The following is a 20,603-nucleotide window of genomic DNA, read 5'->3' as shown; positions in this document are numbered from 1 at the left end:
TCTTATCGAGGCGCGGGCCGCAAGACGAAGGCGGCTTGATCGCCGTCGTGGCGCACGTTCAGCAGCCAAGCACGCACATTCCAAGGGATGCGTCCAACCCATCGTATGAGCCAGCGCAGCGTTAGCATCCCCGCCTCTGCTCTGGGCGACCGGCCACGCATGTACCCCTCGCTTGCCCAAAACTGATACGCGCTCGAGTCGTACGTAGTGCTTTCGATGCTAAGTCCGGCACGGGCGGCGCAATCGAGCAGGCCGCGTTTCGAGAAAAGCGTGAAGTGGCGCGGCGCGTCAAGTTGGGCCCAGCACCGGCCGTACCGTCTCCATGCATACCCCAGCACCGGCACGCGAACCACAATTCGTCCGCGAGCGGATAGGCGATCCTTGGCGGCTGTGAGCTCGGCGCGCGGATCTTCCTCGTGCTCGAGGGTGTGGTTGAACATGATCGTGTCGAAGGTCTCTCTCAAATCCTCGATGCGTTCGCGCAGCAGCCGAAGCGAACCGGACTTCCCGTTTCTCCCAATCGCATCGAAGGCGGCATAAGGGTCGACGCCCGTGAGATCCAAGAGTCCAAGATCGCGCAGGCGCATCAGAAAGCGCCCGCTGCCGCATCCACCGTCTAGGACACGGACGTCGGCTGCGGTCGCACCTCGTAAGCCGATGCCCCACCGCCCCGTGAGCGGGGAAACGACCGGAACCAAGCGATCGTGCAGCACGCGCGCCGCTTTCACGAGAGGCCTGAGCCGCTCGGAAACGCCTGCTTCGACGTGCCGGTAGTAATGAGCGGGGTAATATGCAGCAGCATCCGACGGCGGGTTCGCGAGCGATAAAGAGCCGCAATCGGCGCACTCGCGATACGTGAATTCGCCGCCCATTTGGAACAAAGTCTCCGACGCGGCGTGCGTAGCGCGAACGGCGGCAGAGCCGCAGGCGTGGCATGCGGACGCCGCAGCGCCCGATGCCGCCGACGAGTCGGCCGTCACGTGGCCTCGAGGGTATGGTGTCGGGCGCGCGCCGGTTCGCGCCGCATGGGTGGCATGGCCAAGACTTTCTCAATGAAGAGCGTGGCATCTTTTTCGCGAGCGCGCCGATCCCACGCGGCGACCTCCTGACGGCCTTCGGCCCCAAGCCGGCGCCGCAGCTCTTCGTCCGACAGCAGGCGCACGATTTGTCGTGCAAAGGCAGCTTCATCGCCGATAGGCGCCTTCAACGTGCCGCGTGGGTAGGCGACCCGCAGCGGCGGAAGGTCGAAGGTCACCGCCGGCAGACCGCACGCGAGCGCCTCGGCGGCGGCCATGCCGCAGTTGTCGTAGACGCTCGTATGCAAGAACACACGCGAACGCTGCAGCAGCGCGTATTTTTGCGGCCCTTCGAGGAACCCGATCCACGCAACGGAGTCCTCGATGCCGAGTGTGCGGGCGAGTTGGCGCAAGCGCCGCTCGTAGGCCGGCTCGCCGACACCGACGATGGCCAATTTAGAACCGGGCAGGTCGGCCAGAACGAACTTCCAGATTTGCAAGAGGCGTTTGCAGCCTTTTTGCGGATGCAAGCGCCCGACAAAGGCCGCATCGTAGAGCGGCGCCCCTTCGTGCGCGCCTATGTGATCGAGGTTGACGACGCCGTACACCGCGTGCACGCGCTCGCGCGGGTAGCCCCGCTTGACAAACTCCTCGGCGTCGACATCGTTAGCGATCATGTTGCCGTCCGCGGTCAGCGCCGTGGGAAGAACGGTAAGGCGCTGGTATGGATAGAAGGCGGCAAGGCGCGGGTCGAAACTGCCGAAAAGCTTGTGGCTATAGTGACCCTCGTATCCGTACGCTGGATGCGGCACGAACAGATACAGGCAGCCGATCCAACGTGACGCGAGGCCTTCATCGCGGAGGCGCCTAGCTAGTATCAGATCCGGAATAAAGTCGCTGGCGGAGTAGGACGCATCAAAACGCCCAACTCCGAGCTCGGCCGAACGGATCTCGCGCCACAGTCGGTTGTGCGCCCTCACGAGCCCGGAGCGCGAAATGCTTTCCTGCGAGACGATTCGAAAACGCACGCCGTCCACACCATATTCACGAAATGAACGCTCGCCGTCGGCTGTAGTGAAGACGCAAACGTCCATGCCGCGCTCCGCCCACGAGCGCGCGAATTCGAGCGCGATTTTGGTATTGCCGCCCATGCTCCCGGGAGGCGAGATCATGGTAGCGGCGAGGGCGATACTTTTCACGCACTGCCCCGCATACGACGTATCGCGCCGACAACGAACGTGATCGCCCAATCGTCGGCTTGTTGCGGCAACAGAGCCGCCGCTACCACGAACACAAAGGTCCAATTCGCCCACGCTTCGGCCACCGGCTCGTTGCCGACGCCGTGCAGGGTGATTGCGACCACCAGGATCGCGAGCGCGATGCAAGCCAGCGCGGCGCGCACCTATGGTCTCCTTCGTAGCCGCAGCCCGAGCGCGGCGATCAGCGCGGCCGCCGCGAGCAGGCTGACGTATTGGAGCGGCACCCCTAGGAAGAAGAGCATCACCGCGCTTCCAGGCGGCGCGATAAACGCGTTGCGCCATCGGTCGGCCGACATATGCGGCAAGAGGCTCGGGCGCAGGCCCCGCCACGCGATTCCGGTCCAGGCCGGGTCGTACTGATCGGTGAGAGTGATCAATCGCGGCCCGTCCGCGGGCACGTGCACGACCAATAAACCTTCTTGCTCTACGGACGCGACAGGTGCGTCAAGGCTTTCCCTGACCAGTACCCGCCCCAAGGCCGCGACCGAGAGCGAGCGCGCGACACGTTCGATCGAAGCCGCGACGTCACCCGATATCGAGCCCTGGACGACGGATTGCACGACCGAGCCGGCGGCGTCATCCGCTTCGATGCGCCTGCCGTCGACTCTTGCGATCAGCTTCAGTCCTCCGCCTCGCGCCGACGCCGCTCCTCGATCAGTCCAGCCGATGCGAACATTTGAAAAAGCGATCGTCCCCTTAGGCTGCCATTCCCACGCACTGGCGACCACCTGCACGCCGAGAACGCGAATCGCCGCGAAGTCGTTCGCCGTGACCTTCACTCCTGCTTGCGCCAGCGTTGCTTCAATAGCGTCGACGGTGCTTGCGGGAGTAACCGACACGTTCGTGCGCTGGTACACCGTGTAGCGCTTGCTGCGAACTTCCACCAGCCACACCACTCCATAATTGACGCGCGCATTGGGGTCCTCCCTCGCCGAAATGGAGACCCAAGGTTCGTCGGCAAGAGTCAGAGCGAGCGGAATTCCGCCGAGACTGACGAGCGGGTGCTTCGGATCAAAAGCGATGCTTCCAGTATCGGGCCGTGGCAATCGAACGAAAAACTGCGGGCACGCGACGTGCACAGCCCCGAGGTTCTCTCCGCCCTCGTAGGCCGGCAGGCGTTCCCCGCCTCGTCCGGGTTCAGATCCAAGAACCAGCGATGTTTCTCCCGGCTGTATCCGCACGCTCTGAAATTCGAGCCAAACGGGAAATCGGCTTGCTGCCAACGCCCGCGAGGCCCGGCCGTCGCCATATCTCAAGGCATACACCCGGTCAGCCTGAGGTCGAACGAGGATCGCTAGGGTCGTCTTAATCGGATAAAACGACGCGTTGAACACCCGATACGAGCGCACATCTGCGTCAAGGTCGTGGAGCGCCTGGAAGACCGCGACGCACCCGATAGCGTGGCTCCAAGCGAGCGGTTTCAACCGGCTCACCACCACTTCACGCCGTGCAAAATCGGATCCAAGAAACGACGCGGCGAGGCGAGTCCTCGTTCCGGTCAAACGACCGGTCACGGAGTTGTGCACGCTGACGAGCCGGTCGGAGCTCGCCGAATCGTCGATCGATTCCACCAGCGCCGGCGACCATAGCGGCGTACTTGCGGATGCGCTCAGACGCGGCAGCGTCTCCTCGAGCGCGCGCAGTTCGAGCTCGTCTCCAGCCTCAAGGGAACGCCCAGTCTGCTCGATCCAGCGCGCAGACATGTTGACGCGCGGACGATGCGGGAACGTGAAGACCGCCAACGGTCCGAAGCGTCGCTCTTCTGCTCGACCGAGTTCGGAGCGCAGCGCGTCACGCGACACAAGATCCCGCGGATCGCCAACGACGTCGCCGCGGTACAGGACGTAACCGATCCCCATGTCGCCGAGCATGCGCCCGAGCAAGGGCGAACCCGAGAAGAGCGCAGTCCGAATGCGGGAATTCAACGCTAGCCGCTGGGGCGAGATTGAATACAGGTCCTGGCTGACCAGACGATCGATGGGCTTGTTCAGGAGCGCGGTCGTGATGCCATCACTCCCATAAAACCACCCATAGTTCACCTGATAGTATGAAACGGGTGGGAGCATGAGGATTCCCGCGAAGTCTGGCTGCGCATTGAGATAGTCAATGGCGTCGAGCCAGTAGCCCGGAACGCGGGTGTAATGGGATCGTATGTCGTCCGTCGCGTCTCTGTCCCTAGTGACGGCAGGGTACGCCGACAGGATCAGCGGTACGATCAATGCCGTGGCGAGCACAAGGCGACCGGCAGCTCGGCGTATGCGAGCTGCGACTACGTCGTAGCATAGTGCTAGCCCGACGCTCGCGAAAATCAAACCGATGAGCGGCGCTTTGCTAGTCGGTTCGCGGAACAGGAACATCCCGGGCACCTTGTAGAGCAACTCGTTGAACCACGTCGCCGGCGGATGCAATCCCTTGGAGATGATGATCGCGGCGGCCACCATGAGGGCGCTATACCTAAGGATTCGTCTCTGCTCGCCGGTGCTAAACGCTAGTGCGAGACACAGTGCGGCGATCGACGCGAACTCGGCCGCATACAGCAGCGGAGAGCCATCGACGACAGGCGCGTATGGCGTGTAGCCCGACCTCCACTGCCACATCGGAGTCCATCGCAAGTTGTTGAGGATCGACGATCGCGCGATCACCCAGGACCAGGCGCTTGGCGAAAGCACGAAGGTATGGAGGCTGTCCAGATATTGCCAACAGATAGGAAGGAGCCACCAGGCGGCGGCGACCAGAGAGAGTCCCAGCGTGCCCAGCATCCAACGGGTGAATTCACGCCGGTGAAGCGACAGCAGAAATGCGAGGCCAGCGAGCGATGCGAAGCCGAAAAGCGCCAGCAGGATGAGTGCCGGGTTGACCCCCAGCGGGGCGCACGGTATCGCAACGAGGAGCACGAAGCAAAACGAGAGCACGCGCGCGCGCGGGGGGTTGAACCGCAGCGCCAAGACACCCGCGATCGGCAGCAAGATCATCAGGATTTCCAGTGCATAGTTGAAGCCGAAAAACTGGATCGACCACTGGTTGAACACGTAGAACGTTGCCCCAATCGCGGCGGCCCCCGCGGAGGCCCGTAACTGCCGGAGAAATGCTTGCATTCCTAACCAAGCGCCCGTCTGGAGGAGGCTTAGAGCGATAATCTGCGCGAGACTGCTGCCGAACATGAGCCTCAGCACGCCGAGAACGAGTAGGAACGGAGCCGACGCGCTTCCCCCCGATGCGGAGCCCAAAATGCTGGGGGAGTGATTCCACGCAGAGAAACTCACGAGCAGTTGGTGGAACGGATCCGGCGGATAGACACTGTCGCCGCCGCTGATGGTATAGCCTGGGCGCCACCAATGGAAAGCGACAGCGAAGATGGCAACGACCGCCAGGCCTGCATAGAGCCGCTCGGCGCCCATGGCTGTGATTCGGCGAAGGATCATCCCGGTTTTAGAATGAGCCCCTGGCCGGTGGGCAGGGAGAGCACCTCCACGCCGACTCGCTGAGCGAAATGATCAAACGCGACCTTTTGACGCCAAAAAAGACGATCACCGTAGTCGTCGAGCACGATGATAGCGCCCGGCACGAGAATATCCCAAAAATGCTCGGCGGCTGCAATCTCGGGCCCGGCATCATTCATGTCGATCGCCAGGAAACAGACCTTCGCGGGTGTGACCATCGGAAGGGTGCCCGGGATCCGCCCGCGCACGAGCCGCACATTTGGGAAGTCGCGGAATGTCCTGATGACGTCCTCGTAGAGGTCATCACCGGAGCCACTAGGGTCGGAGTCAGCAAACAGGTCCAGCAGATAGAACGTCTTCGGCAATCGAGCAAAGTCGAGATAGTCGACGATCGCGCGTGCGTTGGCGCCACGATTGACGCCACACTCCACGAAGTCCCCCTCGAGGCGCGCGGCGTGGGAAGCAGCCCAACAGCACACGTATGCGCGCCATTGAACGTCCACCTCTCCCCACGATTTCGTGGCCGCACCCGCAGCATAAGCGCGTCTGAAGCGCGCTTCGGCGAGAAAGTCGCTCGAATGGCGGGTCGCCAGGCCGTCCTGGTGATACGTGAGCACGCCCGGCCATATCTCGATGAGTGAGCGGATGAATCCCTGTACCGGCGAGGGCAGAGCGCGGAAAAATCGAGCGAGCGAAGCGTTCATTCGCGTTTCCGCCCAAAGACACCGATCCAATGGATCTTTTGAAGCAAGCGTGAGCAAGTCGAGTTACAGTTCAGCTGCACTCGCTTCCAGGTCGGCGGGTTCACGGCTAAGCCTTGCGGTACACGGCGTCGCTCGAGCGAACGCGTCCATCCAGCATGCCGAGAAAACCGCCGGTCGATTCGACCATCTTTATCACCACGAGGCCGCATCCGAGCACCGGATTCTTGAAGATATGAAAGAAATTGCGAAGCAGCGCGCCCCGAAACGGGTTGAGCCGGCATAGAGCGCTTGCGCCGTGTTTTCGGATAAATCGAGGCATGCTTCTGCCGTAGTAGAATTTTCTCACAAAGAGCGATCCGAGCGAATGCCGCCCTTCATCATGAAGGATGCGCGTCTGCGCGAATACGGTCGCGGGACTGCCGCACACGCGGATCGACATGTCCCAATCCTCGGGGCCGGTCAGCGATTCATCGTATCCTCCGAGCGAGACAACTGTTTCACGGTCGAAGAATCTCGCAGCGGTGACGATCCCGTCGTTCGTGTAAAATGAGCGCTCGAGGATCTTGCACGCGCCCCAAAAGCCTTCGCCGAATGAGAACTCCGGGACGACGACACCCGCTGCATTGCACTGCTTGGCTGCCGCAACCGATTCGGCGACCACGTCGGGATCAAGGACCATGTCCGAATCGAGCACGAGCACCCACGCACCGCGCGCCTCGCGGATGCCGATGTTGCGCTGTGCCGACCGCTCTGGGCCGCCCTGCACGACGGAATCGGCAAATTCGCGGGCAATGCGCATGGTGTCATCGGTCGAGTCATTGTCGACCACGATGATTTCGACATCCGGATATGTCTGCCCGCGCGCGCTCGAAAGGCACGCGCGCAGCGTGCGCTCCGAATTCTTGGTCGTGACGATGATCGAAACGAGACCCGCGTTCACCGACCGTACTTTACCCATGCTCAGCAGCGCATCCCTCTCATGCTGGAAAACCGCAAGCTCACCGCGAATCGCCGTCGCGTGCGCTTTTCAGTAGAACTGAAGCTGAGCGAGTGACGTTTGTCGATCGCTTGCGAGCGATGGCGATGCCATACGGCATCGTCGGCGTGACTCTGTTTCTCGCAGCCTTCGGTGCGTTCCACCGAAACGGGCTCATAGCGCTGGGCGACTTGTGGCCGGGCTACGCCATTCCCGGCAACCAGCATCTTGCCTATGCCCTATCGTTGTGGTCGATCTCCGTCAGCGGTCTTGGTTCTACCAGCTTCAATCCCGAAGGGATACTGCCGGCGGCGCTGTGCGGACTCCTGGCCCACATCGGATTCCCCCCGCCGCTGCAGCAGTTCACGTTCTACACCGCGTTGCTGATCTTTGAAGGCATAGGCACCGCGTATTTCGTGCGGGGCCTTTTCCCCGAGCGCCCGGTCGTCGCGTTGATCGCCGGCCTCGCGCTGCCGCTATCATTGTACAACGCGACGACGTTTCTCAACTACATCGACGCATTTGCGATCGGGTTTTTCCCGCTTGCCGCCGGTTGGCTCGTCCGGCGACTGCGCCAACCCATCTCGCCGTTACGATTCGCGGCCGAATGCGGGCTGATGAGCCTCGGCGTCATGATGATCGCGGGCACGCCGCCGATCGCCGCGTATTTCTTGGCGTGGGCTGCGGGATGGATCGTCGCGGGCTGGGTGGTCTGGCGGACATTCCGGCAAACGGCCGTGGGCCTGGCTCTCGGCGTGATGTTCAGCCTTGCGATCAACGGTTGGTGGGCGTACCAGGTGATCGTCACGCTCGGCGGTGGCGGCGCGGCGTCGCAGACTTTCGAGGGTCCCATAGGGTGGGCATGGGTCGACCGGCGCGCGAGCCTGTTGAATCTGCTGTCGATGAAAGCCATTTGGTCGCTCGACTACCGCGAGTATGCTCCGTGGTTCTGGATGTACGAGCGCGCGCCGCTTCGGGAGCTCGTCTTCGCGCCGCTTGTCTTCGCGCTTGCGTCGGTGTTGAGCCCATACCGGCGTCGCCTTGCTGCGTTGTTCGCGGTGCTCGCCGTGTCGGCATTCCTGGCCAAAGGCTATCACGCACCCTTCGGTGAGGCGAACGCTTTCTTGTACCAGCACATCCCATTCTTCTGGCTCCTGCGCGATCCACTCGTCGAGGCCGGCATCACCCTGTACTTGGCGTTGTTCACGTTGGCTGCGCTCGGCCTGGTCGAGGTGGTGTCACGCATCGGCGGTATGCTCGCCCGCGCGCAGATTCGGGCACGCCAGACGATCGAGAGGGTCGCGGCATTCGCGTTGCTCGCGTTGTTGATCGCGAGCGGCGTGCCTTTTGACGTCGGAGCCACGCTGTCCGACGAGTGGCTCAATGGGCAGGCGCGCACGGTCGTGGACATTCCGCAATATTGGTACGACGCAGCGGCATTCTTGAACCGGGGCGCGGGCAGCGAGCGTGTTCTCATCATGCCGAACGACGATTTCTACGCAATGCCGTACGACTGGGGTTATTACGGCGCAGACGGACCGCCGCGCACATTGATCCACGCAGCGGTCGTCCTCCTCGCGTCGGACCCCTATGGGTATTTGGCAATTTCTCCCGCGGCGCGTAGCATGCTCGGCGGTATCTTGGAGAGCATTCAAAGCAGGCCTGACGCTCCGATGGCGCCGGCTCTGCGGGCGTCGGGCATCGGCTGGATCCTGCAGCGCAACGACATCAAAACGACGATGCCGTTCCGGCACATCTTGGGTGCAGCGTATGTCGCCTCGTACCTCGCACACCAGCCGGGCATCCGCAAGGTGATCTCATTCGGCAAGCTCGATGTGTATCGCGTGCAGGGCGCGGAGGCGTTCATCTCGGCCTATGACGGCGCCGGCCAATGGCTCTCCCCCGACCCGCCCGATCTGGTGCGCGCCGGCGCGCTCCTACCCGGCGAGGCGGCATGGCTCGACGCATCGGACGACACGACCGGCTCGCCGCGTGCGCTCGGTTTTTCCATCGGTTCCGGGGAGCACCGATCTGCATACTCGTTGGATAAGCTGGGTAAGGCTTGGCTGACGCCGCGAACCTTTGCGGTCTCGGCACGGCTCGTGTCGCCGCGCACGCTGAACTTGCACTTCGAAGGTCCTCGCGTCGAAACCAGCGGCGCGCCCCTGGTCTGGGCTCGCGACGTCGTCATTGCGCTCACCGCGCCGGCGCGCGCGGAAATCGCAATTCGCATCGGCGATGATTACTATGTCGCGGCACAACCGATCTCCACCGACGCGCGGATGGATCTCGGGGTCTACACGGCGCCGCGGGATGCGCCCCTGAAGATCGAAGTCTACCAACTCCAGCCAAACGTGCTCGAGGGCGAAGGGTGGACGCTCGTCGCCGATTGCAGGCAGCCGCTGACCGAGCGCATGAGTCAGCCCAGTGCGGCACCTCTGGGGCAGGGGGTCTTGCGCCTTGTCACCGGTATCGGCTCAAGCTGTGCCAGCATCGCGTCGCGCGGATCGTTGCCGCGCGACGACAAGCTGCTGGCAGAGCTGGAGTACAAGAACGTTCGGGGCGCCGAGCCGGCGATATCCTTCGCGGCCGCGGGAGCATCGATCGATGACGACGATTTGCTGTTCGGCGAGCGATGGCACCGCTGGCAGCGAGTGATCAACGCCGCAAGCGGACGACCGGCGTTGGCGGGGTACGCGTTCAAGACGGCTGCCGATCCTACGATCAACGAGTATCGCCACGCCGGCGTGAGGCGCATGCGGCTCATCGGTGAGGGGTCGTTGATCCAGTCTGACCTCATCGCGCCGGTACCAGCAGGGCGGATCCGATTGGAACCCGGCGTCGACGGTCCCGGCCTGCTTCGCGACCCGGCGTTTGAGCACGGGCTATGGGGTCCGATCATCAACCAGGAGACGCGACGGCCGCTTCCTCAAGCCCAAAGCCGCGAGAGTTATTCCATCGAGCCAGGCGGCGTTTTGGAACTGCGCGCACGCCAAGGGCACCTCAGCGAGCGCCAAACCATCTTCGGCGCGTCGGGCCTGATCGTGCGCGTCAGACTGGAAGCGCGCTCGCTCAAGGGGCAAGAACCGGTGGTGCGCCTCGCCGGCAGCGACGGCCAAACCCTGTGGGAAAGCGGCTTTCACGCCGGCGACAGCTGGCAGACCGTGCAGGCGGACGTGCACGTCGGAGCCGGCAATGATGCCGTCGCGCTGGAACTGATCGGCGCTGCAGATTTCGTTCCGTCAGTGGTTCAGTTCAAGAACATCTCGCTGCGAGTAGTGCCGAACCGGACCGGGGACGTCGTGGCCGTCGCCGGCAAAGCGCCGCGCATCATGCCCGTGCACTGGATTGGAGACGTGGATCGCTACACAGCACGGCTGCCGCAGGGGACGCGCTTATTCGTATTGCGAAACAGCTTCGCCGAGGGCTGGCACGTGGCCGCCGCCGGCAGGGATCTGGCGTGGAGGCACGTCACCGTCGACGGCATCTTCAATGGTTGGATCGTGCCCCCGCATGCGCTGCGCGACATTGACGTCTATTTCAAACCGAGTGTCTTATTCAGGCAGCTTCAGGCTCTTGCTGTCGCAGGGATCACGCTGTGTCTCGTGCTGCTTTGTCTGACGGCGTTGCGCCCGCGCGTTGCCGGGCCAGCGTTTCGATAAGACAGCCTTCAAAAGCGCTCACGGTCGCGTCCCACGTTAGCGTCTTTGACCATGCCATCGCGCGCTCGCGAACGCGTTCGTAGCGAGAAGGGTCCGCCACCGCAGCGAGCACAGCCGCTGCCAAAGCCTGGGGGTTCGGAGGACAAAGCCAACCAGTCTCGCCGTCGATAACGGCATCGCGGAGACCGTCGACGTCGTAGGCCACAGCCGGCGTCCCCACGCGATTCGCCTCGGTCACGACAAGGCCCCAGCCCTCTTTCGCCGACGGCACGAGCAGCAAATGGCTGTGCTTTAAAACGCTGCGCTTGGTCGCTTCGTCGACAAAACCGCGCAGCATAACGCTAGAGTCCAGGCCGCGCCGCTGCACGAGCGCGCGGAGGCGCTCGAAGTAGCGAGGTTCTCCAGGCCCAAGTATGTCCAGCGTCGCGGGCGTCGTGCGCCGGATGACGACGAGTGCTTCAATCGCATCTTCCGGCCGTTTCGATGAAACGATTCGGCCTACGAAGGCGAGCCGCAGCGGCGTGACCGTCTTCGATGTGAGTTCGTTCTCGGGCACGATGTCCACCGCGACCGGGATGATGCTGACGCGTTTCCCGACCTTGTGGCGACGCAGGTCCTCGGCCGAACTCTTCGAGATCGTCACGACATCGGCGTTGCGGTAGTAAAGGAGGTAGAGCGGCTCGGCAGCGTACCCGAAGGCGTTCAGCGGAAACGGCGCCTCGTGCCACCACACCGAGCGCGCCAATTGATTGAACCATGTCAATACCGGAACCCGCGAGAATCGCCGTGCGAAAAACGGCAGCGTGTTGACCTGCTCGACCACGACGTCCGGCCGCGGCGCGAGGCTGCGATACAGGCCCGCTGCCCGAGCGATCGCCTGCAATTCAGATCCGAGTCCGCGATACGTCACGCTGCTTCCACCCGCATCGTGACCCCCGCCACCCCATGTGACTGAGTGCCCTTTGCGAACGAGACCCTCAGCGATCCGCTGCGTCAGATGCTCCGCTCCTCCCGCACGCGGGTGCGTGGGCAGCCGCCAACTGAGGATCAGAACGTTCATTGACGTAGCAACGGACCTTCAGGTCCGTTCAGGGGCCGACGAGATCGGTCTGCGTGATCTCGACCGCGGGCATCCCGTATGTGCGCGGATCGAGATCCACGGGCTGGCGATCGTAGTAATGAAGGATGTGCATGCGGTAGAAGATGGCCAGCGTGTCTTTCAGGACGTCGATGACGTCGTGCATCTTCACGCGCCCGAATTTCCGGCTGAACGTGAGCGTGACCGGTGCGTCGACGATCCGATAGCCCAAGCGGTGCGCGTTGGCGAGCACCTCGATGTCGAACGCGAAACGCTTGACCAGCACTTTCGCGAAGACTCTGCGCAAGAGCTCAGCTTTGAAAAGTTTGATGCCGGTTTGCGTATCTTTGAGCGGCAAACCGAAGAGAAGCCGCACGAGCCCGTAGTACACGGTGCTGTACATGCGGCGCACCGCCGGATACTCGACGCGCGACTCGCGATGGAACTTGCTGCCCACGACGGCGTCGGCGCTCCGTTCCTGCATGATTTGGAAAAAGCGCGGCAACTGCCGCGGATGGAGATCCATATCCGCGTCGAGGAACACGATGTACTCGCCGCGCGCATAGCTGAAGCCGCACATCAGCGCGTTGCCTTTGCCGAGGTTGCGGTCGTAGCGGATCACGCGCAGGCGCGTGGGACTCACGGCGATGGTCTTGGCGGCTTGGAGATAGGTCAGGTCCGAGCTGCCGTCGTCGACGAGAATGACCTCGAAGTCGCAATCCATGGCGGAAAGCGTCTCGACCGTTTCGCGCAGATTGCCGGCGATGTTGCGCGCCTCGTTGTACGCCGGCATTATGACGGAGACGCTGCCGTCGAAGGTGGCGTCGTTCACAGGCTCTGCTTCTTGAATCACACTGTCGATTCCTGAAGGAGACCTCGTGACTAGGGCGTTTTGGCTGCGTCCACCCACGAAGTGCGATGCCTTTAGGGCCAAGCAAGGTTCCGGGCGTCCTACCCGGAGAAGGCGCGCTGAAGTTTGACCGAATAAGATGGGTGGCGCATGCTCGCTGAGGCGCATGAGCTTTTTCGGCAAGCGAAATACTACACATCGTCCCGCAACGCCCGTGTCGCGTAGGCCATCGTCGCCAGCCCTGTGGCGATAGACACGTGCGGATCCAGATGGGACCAGTAGCGCAATGAAGACGCCCACTCTCTTCCAGAAACTCGTGCGCCGGAGCGGCGAGATGACGTATACTGCGCCGTCTCCTGGTAGGCCGCCGGATCCACCTTTGCGACTGCTCCGCGCAGCGCAATTGGTTCAACAGCACTTGCGCGGCGGAGCAGTACTCGACGTGGGGTGCTGGGAGGGCGAACTGGCTCGGCAATTGCCGCCCGACCTGCACCGCTTCTATACCGGCGTCGACATAGCGCCAGCCGCTCCGGCAGTCGAAACCGCAAGGCGATTGGTCCCTGGAGCGAACTTCGCGGTGGTTCAATCAGTTTCGGCCTTGCCCTTTTCGGACGGCTCGTTCGATGTCGTGGTGCTGACCGAAATTATAGAGCACGTGCCCGTCGGGAGCGAGGGCTTATTGCTCGCCGAGGCCGCTCGGGTTCTTAAGAAGCACGGGAGCATCATCCTCAGCACGCCTGTCGCAAACCTGTTGAACCCGCTTGACCCCAGTTGGTTCTTCGGGCATCGACACTACTCGGTCAATCGTCTAGAGGAAATCGCGCGCGCGCAATCGCTCAGTGTCATGGATGTTGAGTTCACTGGAGGTCTTTTCACAGTGCTCGACACGAACTTCTTCTATTTCCACAAGCATGTTCTCCACCGGCCGTATTCAGGCATGGCCTGGCTGAAGAGACAAATGCTACGCGAACATATCCCCTCGGCGCGTGGGGTGTTCGCCAGCAATTTGTGGTGCAGACTAATACGTCCATGAAAGGTCCGACCACCTGAGCAAGACCGTCACGATGCTGACGCCGTACTGCCTTGAAGGTGGCCCGGAAATGTCCGGCGGCGGTGACTCGGCGCTGAACTGGTACAGCCGCCGCCTAGCGCATGAACTAGCATCGGCGGCCGTTTCTGTTAGCATCGTCGGCCCGCGCGCCACCAACGGCGGTGTGCAAATGTGGAACGATGGGGGGATCCCGGTCTATCCGTCATTCGTTCGCGGATCGTCTCGTGCCATCGGTCAGGCGCTCGTACGAATACAGGAGCTGGGAGCCCCGATCGTCCACGTTCAGCACGAGCTTTTCGCATACGGCGGCCTCTTGAATGCGATCTTGTTGCCTTTCGCATTGGCCTATCTGCGCATTCGCGGTTACAAGATCGTGACCACGATTCACGGCATCATGCCGCTCTCGGAGGTGTCGGATGAATTCGTGCGCGCGAACCGGATGCCAGGAAACGCTGCAGTTACGCGCATCGTGTGGCGGACATTGATTCGCGCCGTAGCCCGGTGCAGCGACCGAATTCACGTGCACGAGACATTTTTGCGCGATTTGCTCGTGAAGGAATACGACACGAAGACGCCCGTCACGGTCATCCCTTTGGGCGTCGAAACCGTCTCGAAGGCCCCAGAACGTGGGGAAGCGAGGCGTCGTTTCGGATTACCCGCAGAGGCAGAGGTAGCGCTCTTTTTCGGTTATCTGGCGGCTTACAAAGGTATAGAATATCTCCTCGCGGAGTTGCAGAGGATGTTGCAACGCCGTCCGGCTTTGCACCTAGTGATCGCAGGCAGCATTCCCGAACGGTTGCGCGGTAGTTTGGATCCAGAAACCGTCTTGACAAGGCTGCCGGTCGAGCGCGACCGAGTGCACTTTTTGGGCTTCGTCCCAGACGCAGCAATCCCAAACCTTTTCGCCGCTGCCGACGTCTTGGTTTTGCCCTACACGATTGCGATGTCGTCGAGCGGTCCATTGGCATTGGCGATCGGCTATGGCTTGCCGGTGTTGCTCTCCGCTGCATTCCAACGTTCATTCCCCCACGCGCCGACGTTTTTTAAACTCGAGCCCGGCGCTCTAGCCGAGTCCCTCGACGCATTTTTCGACAACGAGGATGGTCTTCGGAGCCGCTCGTGCGCCTTTCTGTCCGAACTGCGGGAGCGCAGGGCGTGGCCAAACGTTGTAAAGGCTCTTCGAGAGGTCTACGAGACGCTCTAACATGCGCATAGGCATCGACGGCCGTCTCCTGAGAGTGCCACGCGGGATCGGGACCTCGATAGCAGGCCTGCTAACCGGCCTTTCACGCCTCCCCAAAGAGCACGAGTACTTCATCTACGTGGATTCGCCGCAAGCGGTCAAGCTGATTCCCGCATGTGACGCGTTTACGCCGCGCTTGATCTGGCCCAAATTCTACCCGGTGTGGGAACAGTTGACATTTCCCATGCAGCTTCGCCGCGATCGAATAGACGTCGTCCACTGCCCCGCAAATACGGCGCCAATCACGCCACTGGGTAGGACTCGGCTCGTGCTCACCGTCCACGACGTTATTTTTCTCGCAAAGGAGTCCGGCGGCACCGGCGCGCTTTCGGCGTCGCTCCGCGCACAGCGTTTGTATTATCGGCTTTGCGTGCCGGCTGCCAGCATGCGCGCGAGCGCGATCATCACCGACTCGGAGTTTTCTCGCCGGGATATCCTCAAGTACGTAGACGTGTCGCCGTCCAAAGTTCGATCGGTCGCGCTAGCGGCCGGAGAGCATTTCCGAGAATTGCCGGACGCCGAACGCGACGCGGCGAAACAGCGCTACCGAAGCGATCGTTATTTTGTCGCGCCCGCCGCCGCTGATCCGCGCAAGAATACGATACGCGTCATCGATGCGTTCGCGCGATGCGTACGTCGTACAGGCGCAACGCACCAACTCATATTGTTTGGTTTGGATGACTCCGCGCGTGCCAGGTTTGCCTCTTACAGTCAGCAGCTCGGGATTGGCGACCGTGTGCGATTGTTGGGGTTTGTAAGCGAAAAGGACTTAGTGGAGCTGTACAACGCAGCAGAGGTGATGTTGTACCCCTCGCTTTATGAGGGCTTCGGCCTTCCGATTCTCGAAGCCATGTCCTGCGGCGCGCCGGTTGTGACCTCGGCGACGACCTCGTTACCCGAGGTCGCCGGTGATGCGGCAGTGCTCGTCGACCCCCTCGATACTGAAGGCATAACTCATGCGCTCATTGATCTAATCGAGAATCCGGGGAAGCGAGAAGCCTTGCGCGCAAAGGGGCGTGCCCGAGCACATGCGTTTTCTTGGGAGCGTATGGCTGCGGACTGCGTGGCCATTTACCGAGCCGCATAATAGAGCGAGCCACCTCCAACGGGAGCCAGATTGAATAGCTTCCGCCGAATCTTCGCAGACAAACTCTCATATCTTATTGTGGGAGCAGTCGTTCTTGTCGTCGTGAGCATTTCACTACCTGCTCATGCGCTGATCACTGGCGCGGATGCGATGACGCCGGAGTTGGATCCCTCTCTCGCACTGCACCGCCTCCTCTCCAGTTGGAACTATGCGGCTGGTTTAGGCGCGGAAAGCGCTTTTCAGCGCCCACTGCTCGTCCCGATCATTTTCGTGGACTGGCTGCTGCGCAATCTCGGACTGTCGGCGCTTGCAGTGAACCACTTCTGGATTTACGTCATCGCGCTGATGCAGTCGCTCTTGACGCTGCGGCTCTTTCGGCAGCTTTTCCCAGACAATCGCGCATTGCCCGCAGAGGTATTCGTCGGCGTCGCCGCCGTCGTCAATCCATTTTTCTTGATCTGGATCCATGGTCTGTTTCCAACGACGCTTCTTGCGTGCGCAGCGTTTCCGGGCATCGTCGCAGCGTTTCTTCGCTACGTTCTAACCGGCAAGCCGATGGCGGTAGTGGAATTCTTCTTGTATAACGTTGTGGCGTTGTGCGGGTGGGTCAATCCGGCCGTCTTTATGGTACAAATTCCCCTGATGGGAATGATTGCACTGCTGTTCGCCTTTAGGAGGTTCGATGCGGCGACGCTACCTCGGCTCGCGCAACTCGGGCTTTTTTATGTCGGCTTGAACATGATGTTCGGATTGCCGATCGCGCTTGCAACGCGCCACGCACTCTTGGGCTTCGTCAGCGCTCAAGCGCAGTATTCACTCGACACGTTGCACGTTACATCGCTGTTCAGCTCGCTGGGCAATTCGGTTCGGCTCGTCGGCGAATACACGTTCTTCAATAAGGTCGGCCCGCAGCTATTTCTTCCGGAAGGACCGTCATACGTGACCAATCCGGTGGTTATCGCCGGCACTTTGGCATTGCCGATCCTCGCGCTCTCTTCGCTTTTCTTTCAGCGCTACCGAAAGCGTGCCATTATCATCCTGTCGGTGATCGCGATCGCTCTGTTCTTTGCCAAAGGCACCGCGTGGCCGGCTGGGAACATCTTCGCATGGCTATCCGATCACGTTACGCTCTTTCAAGCATTCCGTAATTCGTTCGATAAGTTCGAGTGGCTGGTCGCCATCGGGTATGCGCTCCTGGCTGGCCTTACGCTGTCCAGTATTCGCTTGAGGACTTCGAGAATGAGCATCCCCGTCGCTGCGGGCAGCTTCATTCTTCTCGGCATCGCAGCGTATCCGATGTTCACCGGCGATCTTTTTTGGCGCCAGCTTTACGTGAAGATCCCTGCGAGTTATGTTCGCGTCGCGAACTTTCTCAACGCGCAGCCTGGAGACGACCGCGCACTTCAATTGCCGGTAGCGCCGGTGCTTTGGGACACCTATCAATGGGGATACGTTGGCGCGGGCATACATGCGAATCTCGTGGGTCGGCCGCTGCTGACTCGCTTGTATGACTCAGGACTCCAGGGGAACACCGCAATCGACGACGCGTTTCAGCGCTTCCGGACTGGCATCGGTGATTCGCAAGTTTCAGACGTCCTCGGTCTTTACCACATTGGTTTTGTCGTCCAAGACGACTCCTTCAATCTCGATTTTTTCGCCCCGGGATTTTCCGACCAGCTTCGCGTTGCACCGCGCGGGCTAAAAGCAGCGCTGAACGAGGGCAGCCTTCACGTCTACCAGATTGACGCTCAGTTTGTGAACCCATTTATCTATGCGCCGGCCCGCGTAGTGACGGGGCCGACGGACGTTCCACAAATCGGTATGGCTTGCCGCATCATCGGGTCGTGTAAATCTGTGGCGTTCGTCGCTTCAGATTCGACCCGCAGGCTGGGTAGCAACTGTTGTACGACGTTCACTTTTGACACGGCCGCATCTTTTCCAGCGACCGCGAAGTCTTTTGGCATCTCGGCAGCCACCTGGGAAAGACCATCGATCGTTTCCAAGGCGATCGCCGTTCCGCGCCCGTTCAATCGACCGGGCGAGCTGACACTGTTTGATTATGGCAACCAGTCTGTGGATGTCGCGACCCCTCTGGCCCCGTCCGCGTTACTTTACGGCGATGCGCCGCCGGTTCGTATCGATCTTCGTGCAGTAGATAGATGGAATACACCGCAACGGCTATGCGCCGATCCCTACGGAGTGCTGGTAAAACGATTGCCGCTCGACTCAGCGCAACTGCGCAAGGGTATCAATATTATTGCTGTTACGTACAGCTCGGACGCCGCGTTGCCCGCCCTAAAGCTGCTGAATGACGTGAGCGGCACGAAGCGCGGCTTCACCGTCGCGCTCCTTTCCAACACGCAAAACACCACCTATATGCGGCTGTTCCAACCGAGCCCGGAGGACAGGTCACTCGCCCTGTGGCTGTTGGTAAAGGGCACAGATCGCCCCGGATGCGTGACGTTTACGCGGATCATCGTGGCCAACGCTGTCGGCTCCCACGAGTGGAAGTTGCTTGGCGACCCCGGGCGATTTTACCCGACCTCACCGTACTTTGCTGCGAACGCGGACATTCTTGCCAAGAATGCTACGCAGCTCGCTGCGATTAAAGCAGTAACGCCCCTCGACACTCGTTCCGCAGTATCAGCTATATCAGACGTCTCCGCGGTGTGGGAGGCCCCAGAGCCCGTCGGCGAGCCGCCGGCCCGCGTTTTCGGCGTACGTGCCGACCGACTGCGTTCCCCAAACGGCCGAGAGTATTTTCACATAGAGACCAAAGCCTCGGGTTGGGATGTGCGATCGCATTTTTCGCATCTTTTACCGGCTGCGACATACGAGCTGACGATACCCCTTGTGCGCACCCGCGGCGATAGCGCGACGGTGGCGGTTAACTCGGACACCGGGCAACGACTAGCGACAGCATTTGTTGCCAGTCGACAAGGTCTGCAGATGATCCGAACGCAATTCCAATTACCCGAAAACGTAGAGGGCTTCGACGCCTATTTTTACACAGGTACGGAGAATTACGAGGACACGTCGACAGATCTCGGGGTTGCGACGCTTGAGATGCTTAACGTCTCGCCGACATATGTTACGCGGCTTACAAATATGAAGCTGTCCACGCCGCAGCGCATTACAACGCGTCGGGCGGGATCGACTGATTGGATAATCCATGTCCAACGTGCGCCAAAGGAGTTCATGCTCGTTATGAACTCGTCGTTCAGCGAGGGTTGGAAGATCAGCGCGCCTCCCGGCGTCCACGCGACGCACGTCGAAGCGAACCTCTTCGAAAACGGGTGGGTGGTTAGCGGCATCGGGACCTACGACTTGCGGCTTTCGTATGCCTGGGGAAATGACGGTCGCGCTGCTTTGCTAGCGGGGCTTGCTCTTTGCTCGATTGCTGCAGTGTGGATCCTCCTTGCGTCCCGCCCCAGAATTCTTGGAGTTGTGCGTGGCAATCGGCGATAGCTATCATAAGCTGATCGAGCTGCGCCGCGAAGGCCTCCGAAAGTACAGGGCTCAAACGGTCTTCGACGTGTGCGCACCCCCGTTTCGCGTGAGCTTTCCGACGATTGGGCTGCGCCAACCCGACATGCCGTATAAGAAATTCGGCCCGGTGTATGTCGGCGACAATCCCCCGATCCTCGCGGTCGTCGAACGATGCGTGCGGGCTAGCACGCGCGCGCTTACCGTGCTGGAGATCGGTCCCGGCCCCGGTTCCCTCGCATTTTTTCTCAAACGTCGATACGGTGCTCGTATCGCGCGCTATTTCGCGCTAGAACGCGACGAGGCGGTAGAAGGTCCTTACGATCGCATCCCGTCACCAGAGGCCGTCCCCGCGGGCGTTGATCTCCTCATCGCCAGCGAAGTCGCTGAACACATGACGGCAGACGATTTCTTTGGCGGCATTTTGGCGTCCGTGCTGCGGAAGCTCGCACCGGACGCAGCGATGGTCTTGGGAACGCCGAACGCTCTTTCGCCAGGGGCCATTTTTCGCGACGTGACGCACGTTCAAGGCTACCCATGGTACGATCTCTACGCGTTGATGCGCTTGTCATTTGCATCGGTCGACATCTATCGGATGCATTATGCGACATCGGAAACTCACATCCTCGGATTGATTCCGCGAATCGTCATGACCGCGCCCCTCGACCTTGATTGGTGCGAAAACCTGGTGTGTCACGCGCGCCAGCCGATCATTCAGTGAGGGCTTGTAGTATTCTGAAAGCTACGATTT

The 20,603-nt window shown here is 61.2% G+C and carries 14 protein-coding genes; 6 read left to right on the top strand and 8 right to left on the bottom strand.

What is annotated here, in order from left to right; genetic code table 11:
• Nucleotides 1-2: 2 nt before the first annotated feature.
• From VN934_11070 to VN934_11045, 6 genes are all read right to left on the bottom strand, one after another.
• The gene (locus VN934_11070; protein ID HXM19333.1) at nucleotides 3-980 is read right to left on the bottom strand and encodes a class I SAM-dependent methyltransferase; all 978 of its coding nucleotides are present in this window, start codon (nucleotides 978-980) and stop codon (nucleotides 3-5) included.
• The gene (locus VN934_11065) at nucleotides 977-2,215 is read right to left on the bottom strand and encodes a glycosyltransferase family 4 protein (GenBank protein ID HXM19332.1); all 1,239 of its coding nucleotides are present in this window, start codon (nucleotides 2,213-2,215) and stop codon (nucleotides 977-979) included. The genes VN934_11070 and VN934_11065 overlap by 4 nt, the downstream gene beginning before the upstream one ends.
• On the bottom strand, nucleotides 2,212-2,418 hold the full coding sequence (locus VN934_11060) for a hypothetical protein (GenBank protein ID HXM19331.1): 207 nt from the start codon (nucleotides 2,416-2,418) through the stop codon (nucleotides 2,212-2,214). Before VN934_11060 ends, VN934_11065 begins: the two co-directional genes overlap by 4 nt.
• The gene (locus tag VN934_11055) at nucleotides 2,419-5,697 is read right to left on the bottom strand and encodes an alpha-(1->3)-arabinofuranosyltransferase family protein (GenBank protein ID HXM19330.1); all 3,279 of its coding nucleotides are present in this window, start codon (nucleotides 5,695-5,697) and stop codon (nucleotides 2,419-2,421) included.
• Nucleotides 5,694-6,419 carry a class I SAM-dependent methyltransferase gene (locus VN934_11050; protein ID HXM19329.1) on the bottom strand — a complete coding sequence of 242 codons (726 nt, stop codon included), beginning with the start codon at nucleotides 6,417-6,419 and terminating at the stop codon, nucleotides 5,694-5,696. Before VN934_11050 ends, VN934_11055 begins: the two co-directional genes overlap by 4 nt.
• A 106-nt stretch (nucleotides 6,420-6,525) precedes the next feature.
• Nucleotides 6,526-7,377, bottom strand: a complete 852-nt coding sequence (locus tag VN934_11045; protein HXM19328.1) for a glycosyltransferase — start codon at nucleotides 7,375-7,377, stop codon at nucleotides 6,526-6,528.
• A 92-nt stretch (nucleotides 7,378-7,469) separates the two neighbouring features.
• On the opposite strand from VN934_11045, the gene VN934_11040 reads away from it, so the two are divergent.
• Nucleotides 7,470-11,057 (top strand): alpha-(1->3)-arabinofuranosyltransferase family protein, encoded by a 3,588-nt coding sequence (locus VN934_11040; GenBank protein ID HXM19327.1) that lies wholly within the window; start codon nucleotides 7,470-7,472, stop codon nucleotides 11,055-11,057.
• Here VN934_11040 and VN934_11035 read toward each other — a convergent pair.
• A complete protein-coding gene (locus tag VN934_11035) occupies nucleotides 10,987-12,117 on the bottom strand; it encodes a glycosyltransferase family 4 protein (protein HXM19326.1) in 1,131 nt (376 codons plus the stop codon). The two genes, VN934_11040 and VN934_11035, sit on opposite strands and share 71 nt — an antisense overlap.
• A gap of 28 nt (nucleotides 12,118-12,145) precedes the next feature.
• Complete coding sequence (locus VN934_11030; GenBank protein ID HXM19325.1) at nucleotides 12,146-12,967, bottom strand: glycosyltransferase; 822 nt, start codon at nucleotides 12,965-12,967, stop codon at nucleotides 12,146-12,148.
• A 304-nt stretch (nucleotides 12,968-13,271) separates the two neighbouring features.
• Here VN934_11030 and VN934_11025 point away from each other — a divergent pair, with 304 nt between their 5' ends.
• The 5 genes from VN934_11025 to VN934_11005 are packed head-to-tail and all read left to right on the top strand — an operon-like array spanning nucleotide 13,272 to nucleotide 20,573.
• Entirely contained in the window at nucleotides 13,272-14,018 is a 747-nt protein-coding gene (locus VN934_11025) for a class I SAM-dependent methyltransferase (GenBank protein HXM19324.1), read from the top strand.
• 31 nt (nucleotides 14,019-14,049) lie between these two features.
• Nucleotides 14,050-15,240 carry a glycosyltransferase gene (locus tag VN934_11020; GenBank protein ID HXM19323.1) on the top strand — a complete coding sequence of 397 codons (1,191 nt, stop codon included), beginning with the start codon at nucleotides 14,050-14,052 and terminating at the stop codon, nucleotides 15,238-15,240.
• A gap of 1 nt (nucleotide 15,241) precedes the next feature.
• Nucleotides 15,242-16,366 (top strand): glycosyltransferase family 1 protein, encoded by a 1,125-nt coding sequence (locus VN934_11015; protein ID HXM19322.1) that lies wholly within the window; start codon nucleotides 15,242-15,244, stop codon nucleotides 16,364-16,366.
• A gap of 30 nt (nucleotides 16,367-16,396) precedes the next feature.
• Complete coding sequence (locus tag VN934_11010; GenBank protein ID HXM19321.1) at nucleotides 16,397-19,834, top strand: alpha-(1->3)-arabinofuranosyltransferase family protein; 3,438 nt, start codon at nucleotides 16,397-16,399, stop codon at nucleotides 19,832-19,834.
• Nucleotides 19,818-20,573 (top strand): class I SAM-dependent methyltransferase, encoded by a 756-nt coding sequence (locus VN934_11005; protein ID HXM19320.1) that lies wholly within the window; start codon nucleotides 19,818-19,820, stop codon nucleotides 20,571-20,573. Before VN934_11010 ends, VN934_11005 begins: the two co-directional genes overlap by 17 nt.
• Nucleotides 20,574-20,603 lie beyond the last annotated feature (30 nt).

This window comes from Candidatus Tumulicola sp., assembly GCA_035601835.1.
GTDB lineage: Bacteria > Vulcanimicrobiota > Vulcanimicrobiia > Eremiobacterales > Eremiobacteraceae > DATNNM01.
This window is presented reverse-complemented; position numbering and strand designations above follow the sequence as displayed.

Coding starts and splice junctions, on each gene's coding strand:
- VN934_11020 (HXM19323.1), top strand. CDS start 14,050: ATGCTGACGCCGTACTGCCTTGAAGGTGGCCCGGAAATGTCCGGCGGC.
- VN934_11055 (HXM19330.1), bottom strand. CDS start 5,697: ATGATCCTTCGCCGAATCACAGCCATGGGCGCCGAGCGGCTCTATGCA.
- VN934_11035 (HXM19326.1), bottom strand. CDS start 12,117: ATGAACGTTCTGATCCTCAGTTGGCGGCTGCCCACGCACCCGCGTGCG.
- VN934_11050 (HXM19329.1), bottom strand. CDS start 6,419: ATGAACGCTTCGCTCGCTCGATTTTTCCGCGCTCTGCCCTCGCCGGTA.
- VN934_11015 (HXM19322.1), top strand. CDS start 15,242: ATGCGCATAGGCATCGACGGCCGTCTCCTGAGAGTGCCACGCGGGATC.
- VN934_11025 (HXM19324.1), top strand. CDS start 13,272: ATGAAGACGCCCACTCTCTTCCAGAAACTCGTGCGCCGGAGCGGCGAG.
- VN934_11045 (HXM19328.1), bottom strand. CDS start 7,377: ATGGGTAAAGTACGGTCGGTGAACGCGGGTCTCGTTTCGATCATCGTC.